This is a genomic window from Hydrogenophaga defluvii (assembly GCF_042665235.1).
Lineage (GTDB): Bacteria > Pseudomonadota > Gammaproteobacteria > Burkholderiales > Burkholderiaceae_C > Hydrogenophaga > Hydrogenophaga defluvii_A.
The window spans coordinates 213,571-238,857 of record NZ_JBHTBZ010000013.1; the positions used below are offsets into that span (position 1 = coordinate 213,571).

Annotated in this window: 25 protein-coding genes; 12 read left to right on the forward strand and 13 right to left on the reverse strand. The window is 64.8% G+C overall.

Going from position 1 to position 25,287, the window contains the following annotated elements:
• Positions 1–176: 176 nt before the first annotated feature.
• The 10 genes from lepA to nagZ all read left to right on the forward strand — a co-directional run bounded on the left by lepA (position 177) and on the right by nagZ (position 8,796).
• The gene (gene lepA, locus ACFQU0_RS06175) at positions 177–1,985 is read left to right on the forward strand and encodes a translation elongation factor 4 (RefSeq protein ID WP_382199289.1); all 1,809 of its coding nucleotides are present in this window, start codon (positions 177–179) and stop codon (positions 1,983–1,985) included.
• A gap of 14 nt (positions 1,986–1,999) precedes the next feature.
• The gene (lepB, locus tag ACFQU0_RS06180; RefSeq protein ID WP_382199336.1) at positions 2,000–2,968 is read left to right on the forward strand and encodes a signal peptidase I; all 969 of its coding nucleotides are present in this window, start codon (positions 2,000–2,002) and stop codon (positions 2,966–2,968) included.
• Positions 2,969–3,014: 46 nt separating this feature from the next.
• A complete protein-coding gene (locus tag ACFQU0_RS06185) occupies positions 3,015–3,356 on the forward strand; it encodes a DUF4845 domain-containing protein (protein ID WP_382199290.1) in 342 nt (113 codons plus the stop codon).
• A 4-nt stretch (positions 3,357–3,360) separates the two neighbouring features.
• Positions 3,361–4,041 (forward strand): ribonuclease III, encoded by a 681-nt coding sequence (gene rnc, locus ACFQU0_RS06190; protein WP_382199291.1) that lies wholly within the window; start codon positions 3,361–3,363, stop codon positions 4,039–4,041.
• Entirely contained in the window at positions 4,041–5,078 is a 1,038-nt protein-coding gene (era, locus tag ACFQU0_RS06195; RefSeq protein ID WP_382199292.1) for a GTPase Era, read from the forward strand. The genes rnc and era overlap by 1 nt, the downstream gene beginning before the upstream one ends.
• 91 nt (positions 5,079–5,169) lie before the next feature.
• Positions 5,170–5,964, forward strand: coding sequence for a DNA repair protein RecO (recO, locus tag ACFQU0_RS06200; protein ID WP_382199293.1), 795 nt, complete (start codon positions 5,170–5,172; stop codon positions 5,962–5,964).
• Entirely contained in the window at positions 5,961–6,713 is a 753-nt protein-coding gene (locus tag ACFQU0_RS06205; RefSeq protein WP_382199294.1) for a pyridoxine 5'-phosphate synthase, read from the forward strand. Before recO ends, ACFQU0_RS06205 begins: the two co-directional genes overlap by 4 nt.
• An 88-nt stretch (positions 6,714–6,801) precedes the next feature.
• Complete coding sequence (gene acpS, locus ACFQU0_RS06210; RefSeq protein ID WP_382199295.1) at positions 6,802–7,212, forward strand: holo-ACP synthase; 411 nt, start codon at positions 6,802–6,804, stop codon at positions 7,210–7,212.
• Positions 7,209–7,658: a fosfomycin resistance glutathione transferase gene (locus tag ACFQU0_RS06215; RefSeq protein WP_382199296.1), complete on the forward strand. Its 450-nt coding sequence runs from the start codon at positions 7,209–7,211 to the stop codon at positions 7,656–7,658. Before acpS ends, ACFQU0_RS06215 begins: the two co-directional genes overlap by 4 nt.
• A gap of 52 nt (positions 7,659–7,710) precedes the next feature.
• On the forward strand, positions 7,711–8,796 hold the full coding sequence (gene nagZ, locus ACFQU0_RS06220; protein WP_382199297.1) for a beta-N-acetylhexosaminidase: 1,086 nt from the start codon (positions 7,711–7,713) through the stop codon (positions 8,794–8,796).
• On the opposite strand, the gene ACFQU0_RS06225 is transcribed toward nagZ, so the two are convergent.
• Positions 8,797–9,492: an LON peptidase substrate-binding domain-containing protein gene (locus ACFQU0_RS06225; protein ID WP_382199298.1), complete on the reverse strand. Its 696-nt coding sequence runs from the start codon at positions 9,490–9,492 to the stop codon at positions 8,797–8,799.
• A 157-nt stretch (positions 9,493–9,649) separates the two neighbouring features.
• Between ACFQU0_RS06225 and ACFQU0_RS06230 the strand changes: the two genes are divergently transcribed.
• Positions 9,650–11,275 carry an ABC transporter substrate-binding protein gene (locus ACFQU0_RS06230; protein ID WP_382199299.1) on the forward strand — a complete coding sequence of 542 codons (1,626 nt, stop codon included), beginning with the start codon at positions 9,650–9,652 and terminating at the stop codon, positions 11,273–11,275.
• Between the two features lie 5 nt (positions 11,276–11,280).
• Complete coding sequence (locus ACFQU0_RS06235) at positions 11,281–11,997, forward strand: aspartate/glutamate racemase family protein (protein ID WP_382199300.1); 717 nt, start codon at positions 11,281–11,283, stop codon at positions 11,995–11,997.
• A gap of 35 nt (positions 11,998–12,032) precedes the next feature.
• Here the strand turns inward: ACFQU0_RS06235 and accD are convergent, their stop codons facing one another.
• The 12 genes from accD to ACFQU0_RS06295 all read right to left on the reverse strand — a co-directional run bounded on the left by accD (position 12,033) and on the right by ACFQU0_RS06295 (position 25,122).
• Complete coding sequence (gene accD, locus ACFQU0_RS06240; RefSeq protein ID WP_382199301.1) at positions 12,033–12,911, reverse strand: acetyl-CoA carboxylase, carboxyltransferase subunit beta; 879 nt, start codon at positions 12,909–12,911, stop codon at positions 12,033–12,035.
• Between the two features lie 131 nt (positions 12,912–13,042).
• Entirely contained in the window at positions 13,043–13,852 is an 810-nt protein-coding gene (gene trpA / locus ACFQU0_RS06245; RefSeq protein ID WP_382199302.1) for a tryptophan synthase subunit alpha, read from the reverse strand.
• On the reverse strand, positions 13,849–15,132 hold the full coding sequence (gene trpB / locus ACFQU0_RS06250) for a tryptophan synthase subunit beta (protein ID WP_382199303.1): 1,284 nt from the start codon (positions 15,130–15,132) through the stop codon (positions 13,849–13,851). The genes trpA and trpB overlap by 4 nt, the downstream gene beginning before the upstream one ends.
• Before the next feature lie 56 nt (positions 15,133–15,188).
• A complete protein-coding gene (locus ACFQU0_RS06255; RefSeq protein WP_382199304.1) occupies positions 15,189–15,848 on the reverse strand; it encodes a phosphoribosylanthranilate isomerase in 660 nt (219 codons plus the stop codon).
• A gap of 8 nt (positions 15,849–15,856) precedes the next feature.
• Entirely contained in the window at positions 15,857–16,645 is a 789-nt protein-coding gene (gene truA / locus ACFQU0_RS06260; RefSeq protein ID WP_382199305.1) for a tRNA pseudouridine(38-40) synthase TruA, read from the reverse strand.
• 1 nt (position 16,646) lies between these two features.
• On the reverse strand, positions 16,647–19,310 hold the full coding sequence (locus ACFQU0_RS06265) for a FimV/HubP family polar landmark protein (RefSeq protein ID WP_382199306.1): 2,664 nt from the start codon (positions 19,308–19,310) through the stop codon (positions 16,647–16,649).
• Between the two features lie 140 nt (positions 19,311–19,450).
• Complete coding sequence (asd, locus tag ACFQU0_RS06270; RefSeq protein WP_382199307.1) at positions 19,451–20,581, reverse strand: aspartate-semialdehyde dehydrogenase; 1,131 nt, start codon at positions 20,579–20,581, stop codon at positions 19,451–19,453.
• 256 nt (positions 20,582–20,837) lie between these two features.
• Positions 20,838–21,908: a 3-isopropylmalate dehydrogenase gene (leuB, locus tag ACFQU0_RS06275; RefSeq protein WP_382199308.1), complete on the reverse strand. Its 1,071-nt coding sequence runs from the start codon at positions 21,906–21,908 to the stop codon at positions 20,838–20,840.
• A gap of 9 nt (positions 21,909–21,917) precedes the next feature.
• Positions 21,918–22,562 carry a 3-isopropylmalate dehydratase small subunit gene (gene leuD / locus ACFQU0_RS06280; RefSeq protein ID WP_382199309.1) on the reverse strand — a complete coding sequence of 215 codons (645 nt, stop codon included), beginning with the start codon at positions 22,560–22,562 and terminating at the stop codon, positions 21,918–21,920.
• A complete protein-coding gene (locus ACFQU0_RS06285) occupies positions 22,563–22,691 on the reverse strand; it encodes an entericidin A/B family lipoprotein (RefSeq protein ID WP_382199310.1) in 129 nt (42 codons plus the stop codon).
• Positions 22,692–22,702: 11 nt separating this feature from the next.
• Positions 22,703–24,154: a 3-isopropylmalate dehydratase large subunit gene (gene leuC, locus ACFQU0_RS06290; RefSeq protein WP_382199311.1), complete on the reverse strand. Its 1,452-nt coding sequence runs from the start codon at positions 24,152–24,154 to the stop codon at positions 22,703–22,705.
• Positions 24,155–24,183: 29 nt separating this feature from the next.
• Positions 24,184–25,122, reverse strand: a complete 939-nt coding sequence (locus ACFQU0_RS06295; RefSeq protein WP_382199312.1) for a LysR family transcriptional regulator — start codon at positions 25,120–25,122, stop codon at positions 24,184–24,186.
• Between the last annotated feature and the right edge of the window lie 165 nt (positions 25,123–25,287).

Consider the following 25,287-nt stretch of genomic DNA (forward strand, 5'->3'; position numbering starts at 1 on the left):
CCCCCCGCTTTTTGCCTAAAATAAAGCCCCAACTATCGCAGTTGCCATTGATTGTTGGTTCGGGGCGCGTCATCCAGTTGACGCGCCCCTTTTTCATGAGCTTTGCCCAGTGGCAGGGCCGTGCTGTCCCAGGCCTCGGCATTGTTGTCGACGCCCTTGTTTGAACCTTTCTCGTGATGAATCACATCAGGAATTTTTCCATCATCGCCCACATCGACCACGGTAAATCCACCCTGGCCGATCGCATCATTTCGCGTTGCGGTGGCTTGTCGGACCGTGAGATGAGCGAGCAGGTGCTCGACTCCATGGACATCGAGAAAGAGCGTGGCATCACCATCAAGGCGCAGACCGCCGCGCTGCAATACAAAGCGCGCGACGGGCAGGTCTACAACCTCAACCTGATCGACACACCCGGCCACGTGGACTTTTCCTATGAGGTGAGCCGTTCGCTGAGTGCCTGCGAAGGCGCGTTGCTGGTGGTGGATGCCAGCCAAGGGGTTGAGGCGCAGACCGTGGCCAACTGCTACACCGCGCTCGACCTCGGTGTGGAGGTGGTGCCCGTTCTCAACAAGATGGATTTGCCCAACGCCGATCCGGACAACGCCAAGGCCGAAATCGAGGACGTGATTGGCATCGATGCCACTGACGCCATCCCCTGTTCGGCCAAAACCGGCATGGGCGTGGAAGACATTCTGGAGGCCGTGGTCGCGCGCATTCCCGCGCCCAAAGGCAACCCGAACGCACCGCTGCGCGCCATGATCGTGGACAGCTGGTTCGACACCTATGTGGGTGTGGTGATGCTGGTGCGCGTGGTCGATGGTCGTCTGCAAAAGGGTGAGCGCTTCAAGATGATGGCCACCAACACGGTGTACAACGCCGACAACCTGGGCGTGTTCACGCCGGCCAACGAGCCGCGCAACTCGCTCGAAGCGGGCGAGGTGGGCTACATCATTGCCGGCATCAAGGAGCTGCAGGCCGCTAAGGTGGGCGACACCATCACCCTGGAAAAGAAGCTGCCCAACAACCTCGGCCCGGCCGAACAGGCACTGCCCGGTTTCAAGGAAGTGCAGCCGCAGGTGTTTGCTGGTCTGTACCCGACCGAGGCCAGCGAGTACGACGCCCTGCGCGATGCGCTGGAAAAACTCAAGCTGAACGACGCCGCGCTGCAATACGAACCCGAGGTCTCGCAGGCGCTGGGTTTTGGCTTCCGCTGCGGCTTCCTGGGCCTGCTGCACATGGAAATTGTGCAGGAGCGCCTCGAGCGCGAATTTGACCAAGACCTCATCACCACCGCGCCGAGCGTGGTCTACGAAGTGGTCAAAGGCGACGGCGAAGTCATCATGGTGGAGAACCCCTCCAAGATGCCCGACATCGGCCGCATCGAGGAGATCCGCGAGCCCATCGTGACCGTGCACCTGTACATGCCGCAGGAGTACGTGGGCGCCGTCATGACACTGGCCAACCAAAAGCGTGGCGCCCAGATCAACATGGCTTACCACGGCAAGCAGGTCATGCTGACCTACGACATGCCGCTGGGTGAAATCGTGCTGGACTTCTTCGACAAGCTCAAGTCCGTCAGCCGTGGTTACGCCTCCATGGACTACGAGTTCAAGGAGTACCGCGCCTCTGACGTGGTCAAGGTCGACATCCTGCTCAACGGCGAGAAGGTCGATGCCCTGTCCATCATCGTCCACCGTTCGCAGTCGCAGTACCGGGGGCGTGCGGTGGCTGCCAAGATGCGCGAGATCATCAGCCGCCAGCAATTTGACGTGGCGATCCAGGCCGCGATTGGCGGCAACATCATCGCGCGCGAAACCATCAAGGCCCTGCGCAAGAACGTGTTGGCCAAGTGTTATGGCGGCGACATCACCCGCAAGCGCAAGCTGCTGGAGAAGCAGAAGGCGGGCAAGAAGCGCATGAAACAGATCGGATCGGTGGAAGTGCCCCAAGAGGCGTTTCTGGCCATTTTGCAAGTGGAGGATTGATGCAGCAGTCGACGATGGGTGGCGTGACCGCCGTGGTGCTGGGCCTGTTTGTGGCCTATGCGGGTGCCTGGTATTTGGGCATGGTGGAGGGCAATTTCGCGCTGCTGCTGTTTTTGGCCACGGTGGTGACCGGGGTGTACTGGGTGGCAGAAAAGCTGCACTTCAAACCCCAACGCGAGCGTGCCGCACAACAACTGAGCGAACAGCATGCCCAGCGCCTGGCCGAACTTCAGCGCCAGGGCATCACCAAGTTCGACACCCAGGGCACGGAGCCGGCCCGCCAGAAATTGCTGGCCCAGCCGTGGTGGCTGGACTGGACCGCCGGATTGTTCCCCGTGATCCTGGTGGTGTTTGTGCTGCGCTCCTTCCTGTTCGAGCCCTTCAAGATCCCGTCGGGCTCCATGATTCCGACCTTGCTGGTGGGCGACCTCATCCTGGTCAACAAATTCCACTACGGCGTGCGCTTGCCGGTGATCAACAAAAAGATCATCGCGAACAACGAGCCGCAACGCGGCGACGTGATGGTGTTCCGCTACCCGCCGCAACCCAGCCTGGACTACATCAAACGCGTGGTGGGTGTGCCGGGCGACGAGGTGGCCTACCTGAACAAGCGCCTGACCGTCAACGGCCAGCCGGTGCCCACGCAGGCGCTGCCCGACTTTTTTGATGCCGACAGCATGCGCTACAGCAAGCAGTTCCAAGAGCAGCTTGACGGCAAAACCTATGGCACCTTGAACGATGAAGGTCGGCCGGCTTTTGTGCCCGGTGCCACCGAGTTCCCGTTCAACGACCAGTGCCGCTACAGCGCCGAAGGTGTGGTGTGCAAGGTGCCAGAAGGCCAGTACTTCATGATGGGCGACAACCGCGACAACTCGCTGGATTCGCGTTATTGGGGTTTTGTGCCAGAGGCCAACATCGTGGGCAAGGCGTTTTTTGTCTGGATGAACTTTGGCAATTTCAAGCGCATCGGGTCTTTCCAGTGAGTAAGATGTTCGGCATCGGAATGTCAACAACCCTCTGGAGATGGGCATGAAATCGACGCAGCGTGGGATGTCCCTGATCGGCTTGCTGTTTGTGGGGGGCGTGCTGGCCTTTTTGGGCGTGATCGTGGCCCAGGCCGTGCCGGTGATGCTGGAATACCAGGCCATCATCAAGGCCTCCAAGAAGGCGGCCCAAGAAACCACCGTGGCCACGGTGCGGGCCGCGTTCGACCGCGCCCAAGCCATCGACGATTTCAGCTCTGTGGCGGGCAAAGACCTGGAAATCACCAAAGAAGACGACAAAGTGGTGGTGTCTTTTGCCTACCAGCGCGAAATTCCCCTGGGCGGGCCGGTCTACCTGACCTTCAAGCTCCAGGGCAACTCCAAGTGATCACGTGAGCGACGACTTGCAGGCGCTGCAGCAGCGGCTGGCACACACCTTCAAACAGCCCAGACTGCTGTCGCGCGCACTGACCCACCGCAGTTTTGGCGCAGAGCACTATGAGCGGCTGGAGTTTTTGGGCGATTCGGTGCTCAACCTGGCCGTTTCGGACTGGCTGTACGGGCAACTGAGCCAGCAGGCCGAAGGGGACCTGTCCCGCATCCGCGCCAACCTGGTCAAACAAGACACCTTGCATGGCCTGGCCGTGGGGCTGGGGCTGCCACAACTGTTGCGCCTGGGCGATGGCGAGAAGCGCTCCGGTGGCAGCAAGCGCCCGTCTATTCTGGCCGACACCTTGGAAGCCATCATCGGTGCGGTCTATCTGGACGCCGGTTTTGACGCTGCGCAGGCGCTGGTGCGCCGGCTCTACCAGAAGGTGGACGTCAATCCCACGATGGTGGCCAGTGCCAAGGACGCGAAGACCGAGTTGCAGGAGTGGCTGCAGGGTCGCAAAATGAAGCTGCCGCAGTACCGTGTGGTGGCCACCCTGGGCGAGGCCCACAAACAAACCTTTGACGTCGAATGCGAGGTGGCCGAGTTGGGTCGAAGCGAACGTGGCATAGGCAATTCACGGCGCGCTGCCGAACAATCCGCAGCGGCTGCCATGCTGCAACACCTCAGAACCTTGCCCTGATGAGCCCCAAATCTCCGAAACCTGCCGACGCAACCAACACGGCGCCCACCGACCCCGACCTGGAGGCGATGCTGGCGCGCGCGCTGGGGCAACCGGGTGCCGAGCCCACCCTGGCCGATGACGCGCCTGTGGCCGAGGCCGAGGTGGTGCCGCCCGAAGCGCAGCACTGTGGCTTCATTGCCATCGTGGGCAAACCCAACGTCGGCAAATCGACCCTGATGAATGCCCTGGTGGGGCAGAAGGTCAGCATCACCTCACGCAAGGCGCAAACCACGCGCCACCGCATCACCGGCATGCGCACGGTGAACGCCACCCAGTTCGTGTTTGTGGACACACCGGGCTTTCAAACCCGCCATGGCAACGCCCTCAACAAGTCGCTCAACAAAACGGTGGTGGGTGCCGTCAACGACGTGGACCTGATCGTTTTTGTGGTGGAAGCCGGTCACTTCAACCTGGCCGACGCCAAGGTGTTGTCGCTGCTGCCGGCCAACGTGCCAGCCATCCTGGTGGCCAACAAGTTCGACCTGGTGCACCGCCGTGGTGAACTGGCCCCTTGGTTGCGCAGCATGCAGGAGCGCCACGCGTTTGCCGAGTACGTGCCCATGTCGGCCAAGAACCCGCGCGACGTGTCGCGCTTCTTCGGCATCTGCGAAAAGTACCTGCCGCAACAACCCTGGATGTTCGACGCCGAGGCCCTGACCGACCGCAGCGAGCGCTTCATGGCCGCCGAGATGGTGCGCGAAAAGCTGTTCCGCCTGACGGGTGACGAATTGCCCTACACCTCCACCGTCGTCATCGACAAGTTCGAGGAAGACGGCAACCTCAAGCGCGTGGCGGCCACCATTGTTGTTGAGCGCGATGGGCACAAGGGCATGGTGATTGGTGACCGGGGTGAAAAACTCAAGCGCATCGGCACCGAAGCGCGGATCGAGCTGGAAAAACTCTGGGGCTGCAAGGTGTTCCTGGAGTTGTGGGTCAAGGTGCGTTCGGGCTGGGCCGACGACGAGGCCCGTGTCCGCTCTTTTGGTTACGAGTGATGCCCCCGCGCTCCGCCGCTTCGCGGGTCGCTGCCCCCCGTGGGGGTGCGGCCTTGCTTGGGGCGGCCCGGCGCGGCGGCCCTGACGGTCGATGAGCCCCCGCGTCACCGACGAACCCTGCTTCATCCTCCACAGCTACCCGTGGAGCGAGTCCAGCCTCATCCTGGAAACCTGGAGCCGACACCACGGTCGTGTCGCCCTGGTGGCCAAGGGCGCAAAAAAGCCCACCTCGCAGTTTCGCCCCGTGCTGCTGCCCTTGCAGCCCTTGCGCCTGAACTGGGGCGGCGATGCCGAGGTGCGCACGCTCAAAGCCGCGCACTGGCCGGGTGGTCATGTCATGCCCACGGGCGAGGCCTTGCTGTCGGGGTACTACCTCAACGAACTGCTCATGCGCCTGCTGGTGCGCGACGATGCCCACGAGGCGCTGTTCGACCACTACACCAGTGCGGTGCGCCATCTGGCCGAAGGCGTGGTGGCGCAATCGGCGGTGCTGCGCACGTTTGAGTTGCTGCTGCTGCGCGAACTGGGCTGGTTGCCTGGTTTGGCCACCTTGGGCCACAGCCCGAACGCCGTGTCATCCACCACGCCCTATGTGCTGATGCCCGAAGGCGGTTTGCGCGAAGCGGTGGATGGTGAAGCCCAGGCCTTGCCTGGCAGCGTTTGGGCGGGCATCCAACGGGCCTTGGACGGTGATGCACCCTTCAGCGACACCTTGCTGGCCTGCCTGCCGGGCCTCAATGGATTGCGCCCGCAACTGCGCACCCTGCTGCACTACCATAGCGGCGTGCGTGTCTTCAAAACGCGCCAGATGGTGCTGGACGTGCAGGCACTCACCGTGCCAGCCGTTTCACCCGCCGCCGATCACCCACAGCTCCGTACCGAATGAGTCGCCAACACACCGCACTGTCCGTCAACGTCAACAAGGTGGCGCTGGTGCGCAACACCCGCCACCTGGGCATTCCCAGTGTCACGCGTGCCGCCACGCTGTGCCTGCAGGCAGGGGCACACGGCATCACGGTGCACCCGCGCCCCGACCAACGCCACGTGCGCACCGGTGACGTGTTCGAGCTGGGCGAGCTGCTGAAGGCCTGGCCCGACCGCGAATACAACATCGAAGGCAACCCCTTCCACAACCTGCTGGACGTTGCGCGTGACGTCAAGGCGCGTGGCCTGCCACTGCACCAGCTCACCTTTGTGCCCGACAGCGAAGGCCAGTTCACCAGCGACCACGGCTGGGCCTTCCCGGCCGACGCGGAACGCCTGAAGCCGGTCATTGCCCAGGCCCGCGCCCTGGGCGCCCGCGTGAGCCTGTTCATGGACCCTGAGCCGGCGCAAATGGCCGCTGCCAAGGCGGTGGGGGCGGACCGCGTGGAGCTCTACACCGAACCCTATGCCGCTGCCTGGCACGCCCCCGAGCGCACCGCGCAGTTGGAGCGCTACCGCGCGGCGGCCCAGGCCGCACTGGACGCGGGTCTGGGCGTCAACGCCGGCCACGACCTCAACCGCGACAACCTGGGTGCATTTGTGCGCGGGGTGCCGGGTGTGGCCGAGGTGTCCATCGGCCACGCGCTGATCGCTGATGCGTTGGAAATGGGCTACGCCGAGACCGTGCGCGCCTACCTGGCCTGCATGTGATGAACAGCCCCCACGCTCCTCACTTCGTGTATCCGCTGCCCCCCGAGGGGGAGCAGCCCCGCCTTGGGGCGGCCCGGCGGCGGGTCGTATGATTTTCGGCATCGGCACGGATGTTTGTGACGTCCGGCGCATCCGCGTCAGCATGGAACGCCACGGCGAGCGCTTCGCACGCAAGGTGCTCAGCGACGCCGAATTTGTCACCTGGCAAGCCCGCAGCGCGCGTTGGCCCGAACGTGGTCTGCGCTACCTGGCGACGCGCTTTTCCGCCAAGGAGGCCTTCAGCAAGGCCATTGGTCTGGGCATGCGCATGCCCATGACCTGGCGCAGCTGCGAAGTGGCCAAACTGCCCAGCGGCCAGCCGGTCATCGTGTTGCACGGCGAACTGAAAACCTGGTTCGAGGCCCGAGGCCTCAGCGCCCACGTCAGCGTCACCGACGAAACCGATTACGCCGCGAGTTTTGTCGTGGTCGAGACGACGGCGTCCAAACCCTCGTCATGAGCACAACGACATCCAGCGGTCGTCGTCCCCTTCGGCCTCAAGGGATCAATCACTTGACCTTTGCGGTGACGGATCTTGAGCGGTCCATTGGCTTCTACACCGGTGTGTTGGGCCTGGAGTTGGTCGCGCGTTGGACGCGCGGCGCGTATTTGCTGGCGGGCAACGATTGGGTATGTCTGTCGCGCGATGCACAGATGCCGGTTCCACCCCAAGCGGGGTACACCCATGCCGCATTCACAGTCGATCAGGCCGATATGGAGGCTTACCGGCAGCAGGTCGATGCCCATGGGGTGCGGGTCTGGCGGAGCAATCAAAGCGAGGGAGATTCGCTTTACTTGCTCGACCCCGACGGCCATCAGTTGGAACTGCATGTGGGCAGTTTGCAAACGCGCCTTCAGGCCGTAGCGGCCCAACCCTATGATGGTTGGGTTTGCTACCGTCGGTAAGTTCACGGCCACATCGGCCATGCTCTCCGTTGTCGCCCCTCGGACCGAATCCATGACACAACACGCACCCCTCATCATTGATGTCGCCGGCCTCGTCTTGACCGACACCGACCGCCAGCGCCTGGCCCACCCGTTGGTGGGCGGCATCATCCTGTTTGGCCGCAACTGGCAGAGCCGCACCCAGCTCACAGCCTTGTGTGCCGAGATCAAGGCCGTGCGAGCCGATCTGCTGATCGCGGTGGACCACGAAGGCGGGCGGGTGCAGCGCTTTCGTACCGATGGCTTCACGCATTTGCCGCCCATGCGCGCGTTTGGCGAGCTGTGGCTGCGCCCGGACAAGACCACACCCGGCGCCAACGCGTTGGCCGCTTGCAATGCCGCCGCTGCGGCAGGCTACGTGCTGGGCGCCGAGCTGCGGGCCTGCGGTGTGGACTTCAGCTTCACCCCGGTGCTGGACCTGGACCATGGCGGCAGCACGGTGATTGGCGACCGGGCGTTTGCCCGTGATGCACGCGTGGTCGCTGCCCTCGCGCAAAACCTCATGCATGGCCTGCGCCAGAGTGGCATGGGCAACTGCGGCAAACATTTTCCTGGGCATGGCTTCGTCAAGGCCGATTCCCACACCGACGTGCCGGTGGACAAACGCAGCCTCAAAGCCATCCTGGCCGACGACGCTGCCCCCTACGGCTGGCTGTCGGCCACGCTGGACGCCGTGATGCCTGCCCACGTCATCTACCCCAAGGTGGATAGCCGGCCGGCGGGTTTTTCGTCGGTGTGGCTGCAAGACGTCTTGCGCCATCGGCTGGGATTTCAGGGCGCGGTGTTCAGTGACGATCTCAGCATGGCCGGCGCGCGCGTGATCGACGGACGCCCGGTGAGCTTCACCGATGCGGTGTTGGCTGCACTGGATGCCGGCGGTGATTTGGCCTTGTTGTGCAACCAGTCGCTGGTGGCCGGTGGCGAGGCCATCGACGAGGTGATCGACGCGCTGGCACGTGCCCAGCTGACCGGCCGCTGGACGCCCAGCGAAGCCAGCGAGCAGCGCCGCCTGGCTTTGTTGCCCACCGCAGCCGCACCCGATTGGGACACGCTTATGGTGTCAGCGCGCTACATGCACGCGTTGTCGCTGTTGCCCTGATCAGGCCCGGGGCAGTTTGTCCACCAGATCGCCCACCAGCTCCAAACGCAGCAGCGGGTTGTCCAGCGCCAACAGGCGTTGTTTCACTTGGTTGGATTCGGGCAGGAAGTCGCACCAGCGGTTGGCCACCCAGCCCGCGTCTTGCCAGTGATCGCCTTCCAGCGCGTGTCGGAAGGCGTCCGGGTGTTGGGCATGCAGTTGGCGCCCCAGGTCCAGCAGCAGTTCGCGCAGGCTGTCCAGGTCATCGGGGATGCCCATGGCCGGGTCGGCCGGCAGCGGCTCAGCGTCGCCCATCCACAGGCCGTGTTTGAGCTTCTCGCGGCGGTGCAGTCGAATGCGCTGGCCACCTCGGCAGCCAATGACCAAAAGCCCAGGCTGGGGGCGTTCCAGCGTTTCGATGTGGGCCAGCGTACCGATGTCTGAAAAGGCTTCGGGTGCGAAGCCCGGCGAACCATCGCGCGCCGGTTGTTGCACCTCGTGGCCTTCGGACAGCGTGACGACGCCAAACGGCTCGCCGCGCTCGTGGCAGCGCTGCACCATGTCGAGGTAGCGCACCTCAAAAATCTGCAGCGGCAACCAGCCACCCGGGAACAGCACCGTGCCCAGAGGAAATAGGGGCAGGGCGGCGGGCAAGGTGGCGCGGTCGGTGGGCATAGAAGCGGCATTGTGCCGCAGGCGCACACGCGTGCGTGGCATGCCGTTTTGGTGCGCCTTTGAAGGGGCACACCGCCAGCGCGCACCAACCCGGTACGCGGTGCAGCACAAGCCATGGTTTTTCTAGAAAGCAGCGTGGCACGAAAATGGCTCTGCGCAAAAGCGGACCGTTCCCGCCGTTTTTGTGAAGGACTTGACCATGTTTCGTGTGACTTCTCCGGGCCTGGGGGTGGTGCGCCACTTGCGCGCCGGTGTGGTGGGTTTGGCCGTGCTGGCGGCCACCTTGGCGGCGCAGGCCGGCGGCACCTTGCGGGTGGCCATGACGTCCTCCGACATCCCCTTGCCCAACGGCCAGACCGACCAGGGGGCCGAGGGCATGCGCTTCATGGGCTACACGGTGTTTGAGTCCCTGATCGGCTACGACCTCTCTTCCGCCGACAAACCCACCTCCCTCATTCCAGCCTTGGCCACCGAGTGGAAGGTGGACCCGGCCAACAAGCTGCGTTGGGTGTTCAAGCTGCGCCCGGGCGTGAAGTTCCACGACGGCTCGGCGTTTGACGCCCAGTCGGTGGTGTGGAATCTGGACAAGATCCTCAACACCAAGGCAGAGCAGTTCGACCCCAAGCAGTCGTCTCAAGGCAAGACCCGCATTCCCACCGTGGCCAGCTACAAGGCGCTGGACAACATGACGGTGGAAGTGGTGACCAGCGAGGTCAATGCGCTGCTGCCCTTCCAGATGGCGTGGATCGTCATGTCCAGCCCGGCCCAGTGGCAAGCGGTGGGCAAAAACTGGGATGCCTTCCTGCGCGCGCCCTCAGGCACCGGCCCGTTCAAGCTAGAAAGCTATCTGCCACGTGAGCGCGCTGTGCTGGCACGCAACCCCGCGTACTGGAACCAGGCCCGCGTGCCCAAGCTCGACAAACTGGTGCTCATGCCCGTTCCCGATCCATCGGCCCGTGTGGCCGCCTTGCGGGCCGGACAGGTGGACTGGATAGAGGCGCCTCCGCCCGACGCCATTCCCAGTCTCAAGAACGCCGGTTTTGCGCTGGTGAGCAACGTCTATCCTCATGTGTGGCCGTGGCACTTGTCCCGCATCGAGGGCTCGCCCTGGAACGACATCCGCATCCGCAAGGCCGCCAACCTGGCCATCGACCGTGAAGGCATGAAGGAACTGCTGGGCGGCATGATGGTGCCGGCCAAGGGCATGGTGCCGCCCAACAGCCCGTGGTTTGGCAAGCCCAGCTTCGAGGTCAAAACCGACCTGACCGCCGCCAAGGCCTTGATGGCGCAGGCCGGCTACAGCAAGGACAAGCCGCTCAAGGTACGCTCCATCATCTCGTTCGCCGGCTCGGGTCAGATGCAGCCGCAGGTGATGAACGAGTTCATCCAACAGAACCTGGCCGAAATTGGCATCCAGGTGGAGTTCGATGTGCGGGACTGGAACGCCTTGTTGTCCAACTGGCGCGCCGGCGTGAAAGACGCGTCCACCAAAGGCGCCACCACCACCAACAGCTCCTATTTCAGTCAGGACCCTTTCACCGCGCTCATCCGCCACGCGGACAGCGGCCTCATGCCCCCGAAGGGCACCAACTGGGGCTATTACAGCGACAAAGAGATGGACGCGCTGTTTGACGGCATTCGCACCGAATTCGATACCAAGGCGCAACTCGCGCTGATCCAGAAGGCGCACGAACGGTATGTCAACGAGGCCTTGTTCCTGTTCGTTGCGCACGATGTGGCGCCACGTGCCATGTCGCGCAAGGTCAAGGGTTTTGTGCCGCCGCAAAACTGGTTCCTGGACTTCTCCAGCATCGCCATGGACTGACGCACATGCCAGCCAACACGCCGCAGGAAGCGATGGCGGAGGGCAGCACCAGCCCGCGCCCGCCCTTGCGCCTGCTGCTGTTGAACCCCAACACCAGCCAGCAGGCCACCGCGCTGATGCTGGCGGTGGCCCGTCGGGTGGCGCCACCGGGGGTGGGCGTGGCAGCGTGCAACCTGCCCGATGGCGAGGCGCTGATCACCGAGCCCGACAGCCTTGCCCGCGCGGCTCTGGGGGTGGCCGACCACGCCCCCAAGCTGCTGCGCGGTGGCTGCGATGGGCTGATCGTGGCGGGGTTTGGCGATCCGGGTCTGCAGCCCCTTCAACATGCTTTTGGGCAGGCTGTCACCGGCTTGGGCGAAGCCGGCATCCGTGCGGCGGCCGAAGGTGGTCGGCGTTACGCCATCGTGACCGTGACCCCACAACTGCACGACAGCCTGGTGCAGGCGGCCCACCGGCACGCCCCACCGCAGCTGCTGGCCGGGGTGCGCTACACCCGAGGCCGGCCGCAAGACCTGGTGAACTCACCTCAGGCCCTGTCCGACGCCTTGCTGGAGGCGTGCGAAGCCGCCGTGCGGCTGGATGGGGCCGAATCGATTGTGATCGGTGGCGGGCCGCTGGCCGCGGCGGCCGACAGCTTGTCAGCCCGGTTGTCTGTGCGGGTGGTCAACCCCGTGAGCGCGGCGGTCCGCCTGGCCTGCGCCCGACTGGGCGCATCCGCGTAGGCAGCGCCCAGCCATCCCGCCCAGGCGGGCGGGTCTCAGTCGGCGGCGACAGCGTCGGCGCTCTGGCGCTGCAGCATGGCGAGGATGCTGGCGATCTGACCGCGAAGCTCTCGGCGATCGCAAATGAAATCGACGGCACCCTTGGTCTGCAAAAACTCGGCGCGCTGGAAACCTTCGGGCAGCTTCACGCGCACGGTGTTTTCGATCACGCGTGGGCCGGCAAAACCGATCAGCGCTTTGGGCTCGGCAATCACCACGTCGCCCACAAACGCAAAGCCGGCCGACACACCGCCCATGGTCGGGTCGGTCAGCACGCTGACGTAGGGCAGGCCCTTCTTGGCCAGGCGGGTCAGGGCGGCGTTGGTTTTGGCCATCTGCATCAGCGACAGCAGGCCTTCCTGCATGCGCGCGCCGCCGGTGGCGGTGAAGCAGATGAAGGGCACCTTCTGTTCGATGGCGGTTTCCACGCCGCGCACAAAACGCTCGCCCACCACCGAGCCCATGGAACCGCCCATGAAGTCGAATTCGAAACAGGCGACGACCACGGACAGCGAATGCACCGCACCGCCCATGACCACCAGCGCATCGGTTTCCCCGGTGGCTTCCAGGGCTTCCTTCAGGCGCTCGGGGTACTTGCGGCTGTCCTTGAACTTGAGCGCATCCACCGGAATGACCTCCTGGCCCACTTCGTAGCGGCCCTCGGCGTCCAAGAACGCGTCCAGGCGTGCGCGCGCACCGATGCGGTGGTGGTGGCTGCAGTGGGGACAGACGTTCTGGTTTTTTTCCAGATCGGTCTTGTAGAGCACGGCCTCACAGCTGGGGCACTTGATCCACAGACCTTCGGGCACGCTGCGGCGCTCAGACGGATCGGATGGGGAAATCTTCGGGGGGAGCAGCTTTTCAAGCCAGGACATGGGGTCTCCTGTCGTTCGGTGACGCAATTATGCGTTGTGTGCGGGGCCGCCGCGCCGGGCCGCCCCAAGCAAGGCCGCTCCCCCTCGGGGGGCAGCGACCCGCAAAGCGGTGGAGCGTGGGGGCTGAAGTGCTATGCGTCCAGCGCGTTTCGTATGCCGCGAAGGAAATCGGCGGCCACGATGCCCACACGCTCGTGCGGCTGGTCTTCGATGAGCTGGATGATTTTGCTGCCGATCACCACCGCGTCGGCAGAGCGGCCCACGGCGCGCGCGGTCTCGGCGTCGCGGATGCCAAAACCCACACCCACCGGCACGCTCACCTGCGCACGGATGCGTGGCAGCATGGCTTCAACAGCGTCGGTGTCCAGGTGGCCGGCACCGGTCACGCCCTTGAGCGAGACGTAGTAGACGTAGCCGCTCGCGACGCGACCGACCTGGGCCATGCGTTCGTCGGTGCTGGTGGGGGCCAGCAGGAAGATGAGGTTCAAACCCGCTGCTTTGAGCGCAGCGGCGAACGCCTCGCATTCCTCCGGCGGGTAGTCCACCACCAGCACGCCGTCCACACCAGCCGCAGCCGCGTCGCGGATGAAGGCGCCCGCGCCGTGTTTGAGGTCGTAGCGCTCCACCGGGTTGGCGTAACCCATCAGCACCACCGGCGTGCTGTCGTCTTTTTTGCGGAAGTCGCGCACCATGGCCAGCACCTGTGCAGTACCAATGCCCAGCGTCAGCGCCTTTTCACCGGCTTTCTGGATCACCGGGCCATCGGCCATGGGGTCGGAAAACGGTACGCCCAGCTCGATGATGTCGGCACCCGCACCCACCATGGCGTGCATGAGGGACGGCGTGATGTCTGCGTAGGGAAAGCCAGCGGTGACGTAGGGAATCAGTGCCTTGCGGCCCTGTTCCTTGAGTTTTTTCAACGTGGGTTCGATGCGGCTCATTTCGTCACCTTGATGGCTTGTTCACCGCCCTTGACCGACTGGCCACGGCAGCTGGGCCGGCAGTAGAAGTCGGCGTTGGAGAGGTCGGCCACGGTGCCGATGTCTTTGTCGCCCCGGCCTGAGAGGTTGACCAGGATGGACTGCTGGGGCGTCATGGTTTTGGCCAGTTTCATGGCGTAGGCCACGGCGTGGCTGGATTCGAGCGCGGGAATGATGCCTTCCGTACGGCACAGGAAGTGGAAGGCCTCCAGCGCTTCCGTGTCGGTGATGCCCACGTACTCGGCGCGGCCGATGTCTTTGAGCCAGGCGTGTTCCGGGCCGACGCCGGGGTAGTCCAGGCCGGCGCTGACGCTGTGGGTTTCGGTGATCTGGCCGTTCTCGTCCTGCAGGATGTAGGTGCGGTTGCCGTGCAACACACCGGGGCTGCCCAGTTGCAGCGAGGCGGAGTGTTTGCCGCTGTCCATGCCCTCACCCGCCGCTTCCACGCCGATCAGGCGCGTGTTCTCAAACGGAATGTAGGGGTAGAAGATGCCCATGGCGTTGCTGCCACCGCCCACGCAGGCCACCACCGCGTCGGGTTGTGGGTTGGCACAGCCGGCGGCCGCCAGCATCTCGGGCATCTGCTGGATGCTCTCTTCGCCGATCACGCTCTGGAAGTCGCGCACCATCATGGGGTAAGGGTGCGGGCCGGCCACGGTGCCGATGATGTAGAAGGTGTTTTCCACGTTGGTCACCCAGTCGCGCATGGCTTCGTTGAGTGCGTCTTTCAGCGTCTTGCTGCCTGAGTCGACCGGCACCACGGTGGCGCCCAGCAGCTTCATGCGGTAGACGTTGGGGCTTTGGCGCTTCACGTCTTCGCTGCCCATGTACACCACACATTCCAGCCCATAGCGCGCGCAGATGGTGGCGGTGGCCACGCCGTGCTGGCCGGCGCCGGTTTCGGCAATCACCCGGGGTTTGCCCATGCGCTTGGCCAGCATGGCCTGGCCGATCACGTTGTTGATCTTGTGGGCGCCGGTGTGGTTGAGGTCTTCGCGCTTGAGGAAAATCTGCGCACCACCCAACTCGCGACTCGTGCGCGCTGCGTGGTAGACCGGCGAGGGTCGGCCCACGAAGTGCGCCAGCTCGTACTTGAATTCGCGCAGGAATTCGGGGTCGTGCTGGTATTTGGCGTAGGCCTCGCGCAGTTCGTTGATGGCGTGGGTGAGGGTTTCGCTGATGAAGCTGCCGCCGTAGGGGCCGAAATGGCCACGGGCGTCGGGTTGTTGGTAGGCAATCATGGACGTTCTCGAAAACGGGTAGCCGCAGTGTGCGGCGGGCGCGGCGAGCGGAAAGCTCAGCGCTGGGCGTCGGCCTGGCGCACCGCGTCAATGAAGGCGGTCACGCGCTGGGGGTCTTTGATGCCTTTGGCACGCTCGACCCCCGAGCTCACGTCAACCGCCCAGGGTTGTACGCGTCGAATGCCGTCGGCCACGTTTGCAGGTGTGAGCCCACCAGACAAAACGAGGCGAGAGCTGGCGTTTAGTTGTGGGTGTGACCAAGGGAAAGCGTTCCAGTCAAAGGATTGACCGCCACCACCATAGCCTTCGATGTGGGCATCGAGCAGGATGGCTTGGGCGCTGGCGAAGTCTTGCGCGTATTTTAGAAGATCAAAGCCCGCACCGGCCGGGCCGGTGGGAATGCGCGCCGCGCGCAGGTAGGGTCGCTGGAATTGCGCACAGTAGGCCGGCGTCTCGTCGCCATGGAATTGAAGCAGCGCCTGAGGCGCCACATCAACGGCCGCGCGCACCTCGGCTGGGTCGGCATTCACGAACAACAGCACCGGGGTGACGAAGGCGGGCAGGGTGCGCGCCAGCTCAGCCATGCGCGCAATGGTCACGGCGCGTGGGCTGGGCGGGTAGAGCACAAAACCGATGGCGTCCGCGCCGGCGGCCACCGTGTGCGCCACGTCGGCCTCGCGTGTTAGGCCACAGATTTTGATACGGGTGCGATGCATGGGAGGGGTCAGCCGGGTAGCCAGTCGAAAGCCGCGACCGAGTCGGGCAGGCCCCATTGTGGGCCGTACACAGGGCCCACGAAGTAGAGCCCATCGGGCGAGAAGGTGGGGGCGGCCACCTCACGCCGGCGCGCATCCCGCACTTCGGCCAGCCATTCGGGTGGGCGCAGGCCCTGGCCCACCATGATCAGGCAACCCATGATGTTGCGGATCATGTGGTGCAGAAACGCGTCGGCCTCGAATTCGAAGCGCCAGTAGGCGCCCCGGCGCTGGATGTGGATGCGCCGCAGGTCTTTCACGGGCGACAACGCCTGGCACTCTGCCGCGCGGAAAGAGCTGAAGTCGTGGGTGCCGAGCAGGTGTTGCGCGGCAGCCAGCATGGGGTCGAGCGCCAGCGGGCGGAAGATCCAGCCCACACGGCCGGCGTCCACACTGGGGCGCACGGCCGACTCCAGCAGCACGTAGGCGTAGCGCCGCGCGGTGGCGCTGGCGCGGCAGTGGAAGGTGTCGGGCACCGGTTTGGCCCATTGCACCGCGATGTCGGGCGGCAGGTAGCGGTTGGTGCCGCGCACCCAGCTGTTGTCGGGGCGTTCGATGTCGGTGTCGAAGTGCACCACCTGCATCAGGCCGTGCACCCCGGCATCGGTGCGTCCCGCACACAGGGTGCCGACGCGCGGCAGGGTGGTGAACTTGCACAGGGCGCGCTCCAGCGCATCCTGTACCGTGCGGCCACTGGGCTGGCTTTGCCACCCCTGGTAGGCCGTGCCGTTGTAGCTGACGCCGAGCGCGGTTCTCAAATCAGGCGAGGCTGGAGAGGAAGGCTTCGGCGCGCGCCTTGAGTTCGCCCGAGGCTTCGTCGCGCACTTCTTCGGCCAGCGAACGCGCACCTTCGGTGTCGCCGATGGCCTGGAACTCCTCGGCCAGCGAGAGTTTGGTTTCCAGCGGGTCAGCGATGTGTGCAGCCGGTGATGTGGCTTCGGCTGCGGGCGTGTCGAGATCGAGGTTCAGGCCGTTGAGGTCCAGCTCCAAGGGCGCAGCTTCAGCAGGTGCGGCGGGCTCGGCGGCGGCCAGTGCATTGAAGGCGTCAAGGTCCAGCGTCGGATCTTCGGTGCTTTCGCCCACGGCGGCGGGCGGCTGCTCCAACGGCGCAGGCGTGTCGGCGGCACCGAGATCAAGTTCGAAGTCCAGGCCCATGCCGTCATCTGCAGGCGCCACGGCCTGGCTTTCTGCTGCGGGAGCGGGCGCGGTCAGATCCAGATCGAAGTCCACCGCGAAGCTGTCTTCGGGTGGTGGCGCCTCCGAACTGGGCGGCGTTTCGGAAGGCAGCTCAGCGGCCAGATCCGGCAATTCGAGGTCGGGCGCCGGGGCAGGTGCTGGCGCATCGTTGAAGTCGAGGTCGAGATCCAGCCCGTCTTTGCCCGCACTGGCGTCGGGTTCTGTGGGCAGCGGTGGCGGCGTGTCGTCGGCCGCCATGGGCATGGCGACTGTGGCGGCCGACAGGCGGCTGGCGCCTTGGATCTGGTAGAGCGGGTTGTCGGGGTCCACCGCGTGTGCGACGCGGCAGGCATGTTCCCAATCGTCGCCTGCGCCGTTGGTCAAGGCGTAAATTTCGCTGGCCACCGCCTCCATGGCCGCCTTGTCGCCCCGCTTGGCATAGATTTCCAACAGCTTGCTGTGCACCGCCACGCGCTCTGGGTGCAGGCGTGCGGCTTCTTTTAGAATTTCTTCGGCCTGCGCGTCGCGGCCATAGGCCAGGTAGACGTCGGCTTCGGCCACCGGGTCCACGTCGCCAGCGGCGTCGAGCTGGCTGGGCGAATACATCATGGACGAGGCCGCACCTGCGGCCGCTTCCTCGCCTGCGGCTTGCTGGTTGCCGCTGGCGCTGAAGAAGGATTCGCCTTGCTGGCCGTTCTCGTCGGTGGAGCCACCCGTTTCACCTGCCTTCTTTTTGCGCAAGCGAAGCAGGGCCAACAAACCCAAGAGCGCGGCCAGACCGCCAGCGGCGGGCAGGACCAGCGGGTTGTCCATCAGCCCTTGCAGCATGTCGCCCGAGTCCGAGGCTGGTGCCACTGGAGCGGGAGCGGGGCTGGGAGCCGGCGCTGGCGGTGGCGGTGGCGGTGGCGGGGCGGCCGGTGCTGGAGCAGGTTCGGCTGCGGGCGCGGGCGCCACGGTGGGTGCGGTCACCCCAGGTGCGGCGGTGTTTGTCGGCGCTGGTTCTGGCGCAGCAGCAGCAGGTGGCGCGCCCGCAGGTTGGCTGCCCTGCAGCTTGTTGAGTTCGTCGATGTTGCGCGAGAGCTCGGCCACGCGGGTGCTGGCCTCCTGCTGTTCGCGCTGCTTGGCGATGTCGGCTTCACGCCCTGCGGCTGCGGCCGCGCCTTTGGACAAGGTCAGGCGGTCGGGCGCGGGCGCGGCGGCGGCTTTGTCCTGCACGTCGGTTTGGATGCGACCCGCGCTCTCGCGGCTGCCTTCGGTGGCTGGAGCCGTGCCAGCCGCACCTGCCAACCGGCGGCGGAATTCGTTGAAGTCGCGGCTTTGGGCAGCGATGGTTTGCCGTGCTGTGCCGGCATCGACCGCGCTGGCCTGCTGTTCGTCCGGCAGGTTGAGCACCACGCCGGCTTTCATGCGGTTGACGTTGTTGCCAATGAACGCGTTGGGGTTGTTTTGCAGCAGCGCCACCAGCATTTGGTCCAGCGACACATTGGCCGGCTTGTGGGCTGCGGCAATGCGGCCAGCGGTGTCGCCGGCGCGCACGGTCACCTCGCCACCGGAGCGCGGCGCGGCGGCTGGCGCAGGGGCGGGCACGGGAGCTGCGGCAGGGCGGGCAGGTCTGGGCGGGGTGGCCGCAGGCGCCGGGGCTGGTACGGCAGGTGTCACTGCGGCTGCGGGTGGGGCCGGTCGGGGTGTTGCAGCAGGGGCTGCGGGTACGGGTGGTGTTGCGGGCAGCAGGGGCGGCGGGGTTTGTTGTGCCGCGCGCAGTGCTGGCGGGTCGAACAACATGGTGTAGCCGCGCACCAGACGGCCGGCGGCCCATTCGGCTTCCACGATCAGGTCCAGAAAGGGCTCGGTGACCGGGCGGCTGCTTTGCAGGCGGATGGTGGTGCGTCCATCGGCGCGGCGCACGACGTTGAACTGCACGTCGCTGAGCATGGCGTTCATGTCCATGCCGGCCGCGCGGAAGGCTTCGGCGCCACCGATGCGCAGGCTCAAGCTGGCCGCCTCTTCGGCGGTGATGCTGGGCACATCGATCTCGGCGCGCAGGGGCTCACCCAATCCCGATTGCACCGTGGCGCGGCCCAGGGCCAGTGCCCACGCCTCGGAAACCTGCAAACCAGCCACCATCGCTGCCGCGCAGGCCAGGGTGCTCAGGCGCAGCCCGAAACGTCCGCCACGAACCGGGTTCGGGCTGGCGTCGGAGGGGAGCGGTTTGAGTTTGGATGGATGCACGTAAACCTCGGCCAACATTGTCAATAAATCACCATAACATCAACGCGTTACGGTGACAAGCTGAGAAGCCGCTTGAGTTTTCAAGCGGCTTCTGTCGGTGCCTTTGTCTGGCTTGGGGCGTTGCCTTGCAGCAACGCCCGTGGGTTCGGCGCCTGGTGTCAGGCGTCCAGCAGGATGCGCAGCATGCGGCGCAGCGGTTCGGCCGCGCCCCACAGCAGCTGGTCACCGATGGTGAAGGCGCCGACGTACTCGGGCCCCATGGCCAGTTTGCGCACACGGCCCACCGGGATGGTCATGGTGCCGGTCACGGCCACGGGCGTCAGGTCTTTGATGGTGGCTTCGCGGGTGTTGGGCACCACTTTCACCCAGGCGTTGTCGGCAGCGATCATGGCCTCGATGTCGGCCACGGGCACGTCCTTTTTGAGCTTGAAGGTCAGTGCCTGGCTGTGGCAGCGCATGGCGCCCACGCGCACGCAGAAACCGTCCACAGGGATGGCGCTGGAGCCGAAGTCGGCGCCCAGGCCCAGGATCTTGTTGGTCTCGGCCATGCCCTTCCACTCTTCCTTGGATTGGCCATTGCCCAGGTCCTTGTCGATCCAGGGGATCAGCGAGCCACCCAGGGGAACGCCGAAGTTGGCGGTCTCAGAAGCGCTCAGGCTGCGCTGTTTGGCGATGACTTTGCGGTCGATTTCCAGGATGGCGCTCTTGGGGTCATCCAGCAGCGCCTTCACTTCGGCGTTGAGCGTGCCGTATTGCGTCAGCAGCTCGCGCATGTGCTGGGCACCACCGCCCGACGCGGCCTGGTAGGTCTGGGTGCTCATCCACTCGACCAAGCCGGCTTTGTAGAGTGCGCCCACGCCCATCAGCATGCAGCTCACGGTGCAGTTGCCACCCACCCAGTTTTTGCCGCCCTTGGCCAGCGCATCCTTGATGACGGGCATGTTGACTGGGTCGAGGATGATGACCGCGTCTTTGTCCATGCGCAGGGTGGAGGCGGCGTCGATCCAGTGGCCGTTCCATCCTGCGGCGCGCAGCTTGGGGAACACCTCGGAGGTGTAGTCGCCGCCCTGGGCGGTGATGACGATGTCGCAGCGCTTGAGCGCGGCGATGTCGTAGGCGTCTTGCAGCGTGGTTTCGTTGCGCGCCATTGCGGGCGCCTTGCCGCCAGCGTTCGAAGTGGAAAAGAACAGCGGCTCGATCAGGTCGAAGTCTTTTTCTTCAACCATGCGATCCATCAACACCGAGCCGACCATACCGCGCCAGCCGACCAAACCTACCAACTTGCTCATTTCAACGCCCTTTCAGTTAAAAAACAGTACAGACCAGACTGTTTGCCCCGGCTCGTCTGGCCAGGGAGGGCGCACGACGAAACGGAGCTGGATCAGCCCTTAATGGTCGTGGTGGTGGTGATTGCGCGCGCAGCCACACCGGCCGTGGCGGCAGGTGTTGTGTTCAGGTCGAACGGGTAGGCGGCAAACATGGAAAAGGATTGTAGCGGATGCTTGCTTGGCCGTGCCTTACAAACATCCGCTGCGTCGCTGGCGCTCAGGCGAGCGCCTTCACGACCGCCGCGCCCATCTCAGCCGTGCCCACCTTGGTGGTGCCTTCGCTGTAGATGTCGGGCGTGCGCAGGCCCTGCGCCAGCACCTTTTGCACCGCCGCTTCGATGCGGTCGGCGGCGTCAGGCTGGTTCAGGCTGAAGCGCAGCATCATGGCGGCGCTCAGGATGGTGGCCAGCGGGTTGGCAACACCTTTGCCGGCGATGTCGGGCGCGCTGCCGTGGCTGGGTTCGTACAGGCCCTGGCCTTTTGCGTTGAGGCTGGCCGAGGGCAGCATGCCGATGGAGCCTGTGAGCATGGACGCCTCGTCGCTCAGGATGTCACCGAACATGTTGCCGGTGACCACCACGTCGAAGGCCTTGGGCGCTTTCACCAGCTGCATGGCCGCGTTGTCCACGTACATGTGCTGCAGCTCCACATCGGGGTACTGCGCGTGCACCTCGGTGACCACGTCTTTCCAGAACTGGAAGGTTTCCAGCACGTTGGCCTTGTCCACGCTGGTCACTTTCTTGTTGCGCTTGCGCGCGGCCTGGAAGGCGACGTGGGCGATGCGTTCGATCTCGGGCTTGCTGTAGCGCATGGTGTCGAAGGCTTCCTCGGTGCCCGGGAAGTGGCCGTCAACGGCGGTGCGCCGACCGCGCGGCTGGCCGAAGTAAATGTCGCCGGTCAGCTCGCGGATGATGAGGATGTCCAGGCCAGAGATCAGCTCGGGCTTGAGGCTGGAGGCGCCCACCAGCTGCTCGTAGCAGATGGCCGGGCGGAAATTGGCAAACAGGCCCATGTGCTTGCGCAGGCCCAGGATGGCCTGTTCGGGGCGCAACGGGCGGTCGAGCTTGTCGTATTTCCAGTCGCCGACGGCGCCGAACAGCACGGCGTCACTGGCCATGGCCAGCTTCAGCGTGGACTCGGGCAGCGGATGGCCGTGGGCATCAAAAGCGGCCCCACCCACCAGGGCGTGCTCCATCTCGAACTTGAGGCCCAGCGCATTGAGCACATTGACCGCTTCGGCCACGATTTCGGTGCCGATGCCGTCACCAGGAAGAACTGCGATTTTCATGAGATGTGCTTACAGGGTGTGGGCCAACCAGGGTTTGGTGGCGAGTCGTTTGGCTTCAAATGCCTGGATCTTGTCTTTGTGGCGCAAGGTCAGGCCGATGTCGTCCAGGCCGCCCTGCAGGCAGTACTTGCGGAAGGGCTGCACGTCAAACGGGATTTCTTCGCCCTGAGGCTTGACGATGACCTGGCGCTCCAGATCGATGGTCAGTTGGTAGCCTGGGAAGGCGTGGACTTCGTCGAACAACTGGGCCACTTGCGACTCGCTCAGCACGATGGGCAGCAGGCCGTTCTTGAAGCAGTTGTTGAAGAAGATGTCGGCGAAGCTGGGTGCGATCACCGCGCGGAAGCCGTACTGGTCGATGGCCCAGGGCGCATGTTCACGCGACGAACCACAACCGAAGTTCTTGCGCGCCAGCAGCACGGACGCGCCTTGGTAACGCGGCTGGTTGAGCACGAAGTCCGGGTTGGGCTTGCGCGAGGCGGGGTCTTGCCCCGGCTCGCCCTTGTCCAGATAGCGCCACTCGTCGAACAGGTTGGGGCCAAAGCCCGTCTTGCGGATCGACTTGAGGAACTGCTTGGGGATGATGGCGTCGGTGTCGACGTTCTCGCGGTCCATGGGCGCGACCACGCCCTGGTGAATGGTGAACTTTTGCATTTATTTCTTCGCTGCGTTTTCAACGGCCGAGCCGGCTTTTTGCACGTCTTTGCCAATGCCTGCCATGGTGTTGCAGCCGGCCAGGGCCAGCAGGAAGGCGGCAGCGATCAGGGTGGCGATGGTTTTCATCTGGGTTCCTTTCAGGCGAATTGACGGACATCGACGAAGTGGCCATGCACGGCCGCAGCGGCCGCCATGGCGGGGGACACGAGGTGGGTGCGACCGCCCGCACCCTGGCGGCCTTCAAAGTTGCGGTTGCTGGTGCTCGCGCAACGCTCGCCCGGCTCCAGGCGGTCGGCGTTCATGGCCAGGCACATGCTGCAGCCGGGTTCGCGCCACTCAAAGCCGGCGGCTTTGAAGATCTGGTCCAGGCCTTCGCGTTCGGCCTGTTCCTTCACCACGCCAGAGCCCGGCACCACCATGGCCAGCTTCACGTTCTTGGCCACTTTCTGGCCCAGCTTCTTGACCACGGCGGCGGCTTCGCGCATGTCTTCAATGCGGCTGTTGGTGCAAGAGCCGATGAACACCTTGTCGACAAAAATGTCGTTGAGCGGCTTGCCGGGCTGAAGGCCCATGTAGGTCAGTGCACGCTCGATGGCGCCACGCTTGTTGGCGTCCTTTTCCTTGTCGGGGTCGGGTACGCTGGCGTCCACGCCCAGCACCATCTCGGGCGAGGTGCCCCAGGTGACCTGCGGCACGATGTCTTCGGCCTTGAGTTCAACGACGGCGTCAAACTGCGCGTCCGCGTCGGAGTGCAGCGTCTTCCAGTAAGCCACGGCTTGGTCCCACTCCGCGCCCCCCACAAACCGGCCGGTTTGTGGGTCATACCCTGGCGACAGCGGCTTGCCTTTCACGTATTCGATGGTCTTCTCGTCCACCGCCACCAGACCCGCACGGGCACCGGCTTCGATGGCCATATTGCACATCGTCATGCGGCCTTCCATGCTCAGCGAGCGGATGGCGCTGCCGGCGAATTCGATGGTGTAACCGGTACCGCCGGCGGTACCGATCTTGCCGATGATGGCCAACACCACGTCCTTGGCGGTCACGCCTTTGCCGAGCTGGCCTTCGACCTTGATCAGCAGGTTTTTGGCCTTTTTGGCCAGCAGCGTCTGCGTGGCCATCACGTGCTCCACCTCGCTGGTCCCGATGCCGTGTGCCAGCGCGCCAAAGGCGCCATGGGTGCTGGTGTGGCTATCGCCGCACACCACCGTCATGCCGGGCAGGGTGGCGCCGGTTTCGGGGCCGATCACGTGCACGATGCCCTGGCGCTTGTGCAGGAAGGGGAAGTAGGCCGCCGAGCCGAATTCCTTGATGTTGCTGTCCAGCGTGGTGATCTGCTCTTTGCTGATCGGATCGGTGATGCCGTCGTAGCCCTGCTCCCACCCCGTGGTGGGGGTGTTGTGGTCGGCGGTGGCGACGATGGAGCTGATGCGCCAGACTTTGCGGCCGGCCTCGCGCAGGCCTTCGAAAGCCTGCGGGCTTGTGACTTCATGGACCAGGTGGCGGTCGATGTAGAGCACGGCGGTGCCGTCTTCTTCGGTGTGGACGACGTGTTCGTCCCAGATCTTGTCGTAGAGCGTGCGTGCCATGGGCGTACCTCGTTGGGGAGAAAAAGATTTTATGCGGCGTGGGCGGAAGGCATGCCGTTCGCGCGGGCTTGCAGGTGGTCCACCAGCAGGCGGGCGGTCACAGGCAGGGTGGAGAAATCACGTGCGGCCAACATGAGTTGCCGCGCAGCCCATGCATCGGTCAGCGGCACGGCGTGCAGCGTGTCGGTGGCGCGCATCAGCTCGAAGGCACGCAGCGGCATCACGCCCAGGCCCAGGCCGTTGGCGATCATGCGGCACATGGCGTCCAGTCCGGTGACGTGGATGCGCAGCCGCACCGATCGGCCAGCTTGCGTGGCCGCTTGGTGGATGGCCTGGTGGATGGAGCTGTTGGTGTGCAGGCCCACCAGGTCGAAATCGAGGGCTGCTTCAAATGGGAGTTCTGGCGCGTTCGCCAGCGGGTGTTGCAGTGGCATCACCAGGGCCAGTTGGTCCTGGCGGTAAGGCAGCGTCTGCAGCTCGCCCGTGCCGGCCGCGCCATTGCAGACCCCGATGTCGGCCGCACCTTCCTGCACCGCGCGCAGCACCTCGGCGCTGAGGTGCTCTTCCAGGTCGATCTTGACCTGGGGGTGGGCGTGGGTGAAGGCACCCAGGTCTTCGGGCAGAAATTGCACGATGGCCGAGATGCTGGCGTGCATGCGCACGTGGCCACGCACGCCGTCGGCGTATTCGCTGAGTTCGGCCTGCATCTTTTCCAGGCTGAACATCATGCTGCGTGCGTGATGCAGCAGGCTTTCGCCAGCGGGGGTCAGGCGCACACCGCGTGCGTGGCGGTAGAGCAGCTGAGTGCCCAGCGTGGCCTCCAGGTCCGACAAACGCTTGCTGACGGCGGAGGCGGCGATGAACTCCCGTTCGGCTGCGCGGCCGATGCTGCCGAGTTCACACACCGCCACAAAGAGCTGCAGCGAGGTGAGGTCGATCTGGCGGGCGAAGTTGCGTTCGGAGAGCATGGGGTTTCATCGCGATTGGCGATGGGGTGTGTATTTTCTGCCTTTTGTGTTGGCTTAGCCGTATCGAAATGTGATGGCTGGGGTGTTGGCTTTGGATGCCTGGCGCGCAGGGTCGGCGGACCGAGGGCGCCGGGCGGCCCACTTCGTTCGTGTCCCCCGCCGGCT

Bases quoted from the DNA above. Each gene is read 5' to 3' on its own strand.
- leuB (WP_382199308.1), bottom strand. From the start codon at position 21,908: ATGAAAATCGCAGTTCTTCCTGGTGACGGCATCGGCACCGAAATCGTG.
- asd (WP_382199307.1), bottom strand. From the start codon at position 20,581: ATGAGCAAGTTGGTAGGTTTGGTCGGCTGGCGCGGTATGGTCGGCTCG.
- accD (WP_382199301.1), bottom strand. From the start codon at position 12,911: ATGTCCTGGCTTGAAAAGCTGCTCCCCCCGAAGATTTCCCCATCCGAT.
- era (WP_382199292.1), top strand. From the start codon at position 4,041: ATGAGCCCCAAATCTCCGAAACCTGCCGACGCAACCAACACGGCGCCC.
- trpB (WP_382199303.1), bottom strand. From the start codon at position 15,132: ATGATTGCCTACCAACAACCCGACGCCCGTGGCCATTTCGGCCCCTAC.
- recO (WP_382199293.1), top strand. From the start codon at position 5,170: ATGAGCCCCCGCGTCACCGACGAACCCTGCTTCATCCTCCACAGCTAC.
- ACFQU0_RS06235 (WP_382199300.1), top strand. From the start codon at position 11,281: ATGCCAGCCAACACGCCGCAGGAAGCGATGGCGGAGGGCAGCACCAGC.
- ACFQU0_RS06255 (WP_382199304.1), bottom strand. From the start codon at position 15,848: ATGCATCGCACCCGTATCAAAATCTGTGGCCTAACACGCGAGGCCGAC.
- ACFQU0_RS06205 (WP_382199294.1), top strand. From the start codon at position 5,961: ATGAGTCGCCAACACACCGCACTGTCCGTCAACGTCAACAAGGTGGCG.
- ACFQU0_RS06285 (WP_382199310.1), bottom strand. From the start codon at position 22,691: ATGAAAACCATCGCCACCCTGATCGCTGCCGCCTTCCTGCTGGCCCTG.
- lepB (WP_382199336.1), top strand. From the start codon at position 2,000: ATGGGTGGCGTGACCGCCGTGGTGCTGGGCCTGTTTGTGGCCTATGCG.
- acpS (WP_382199295.1), top strand. From the start codon at position 6,802: ATGATTTTCGGCATCGGCACGGATGTTTGTGACGTCCGGCGCATCCGC.
- nagZ (WP_382199297.1), top strand. From the start codon at position 7,711: ATGACACAACACGCACCCCTCATCATTGATGTCGCCGGCCTCGTCTTG.
- ACFQU0_RS06265 (WP_382199306.1), bottom strand. From the start codon at position 19,310: ATGTTGGCCGAGGTTTACGTGCATCCATCCAAACTCAAACCGCTCCCC.
- ACFQU0_RS06295 (WP_382199312.1), bottom strand. From the start codon at position 25,122: ATGCTCTCCGAACGCAACTTCGCCCGCCAGATCGACCTCACCTCGCTG.
- leuD (WP_382199309.1), bottom strand. From the start codon at position 22,562: ATGCAAAAGTTCACCATTCACCAGGGCGTGGTCGCGCCCATGGACCGC.
- ACFQU0_RS06230 (WP_382199299.1), top strand. From the start codon at position 9,650: ATGTTTCGTGTGACTTCTCCGGGCCTGGGGGTGGTGCGCCACTTGCGC.
- leuC (WP_382199311.1), bottom strand. From the start codon at position 24,154: ATGGCACGCACGCTCTACGACAAGATCTGGGACGAACACGTCGTCCAC.
- ACFQU0_RS06215 (WP_382199296.1), top strand. From the start codon at position 7,209: ATGAGCACAACGACATCCAGCGGTCGTCGTCCCCTTCGGCCTCAAGGG.
- trpA (WP_382199302.1), bottom strand. From the start codon at position 13,852: ATGAGCCGCATCGAACCCACGTTGAAAAAACTCAAGGAACAGGGCCGC.
- ACFQU0_RS06185 (WP_382199290.1), top strand. From the start codon at position 3,015: ATGAAATCGACGCAGCGTGGGATGTCCCTGATCGGCTTGCTGTTTGTG.
- ACFQU0_RS06225 (WP_382199298.1), bottom strand. From the start codon at position 9,492: ATGCCACGCACGCGTGTGCGCCTGCGGCACAATGCCGCTTCTATGCCC.
- lepA (WP_382199289.1), top strand. From the start codon at position 177: ATGAATCACATCAGGAATTTTTCCATCATCGCCCACATCGACCACGGT.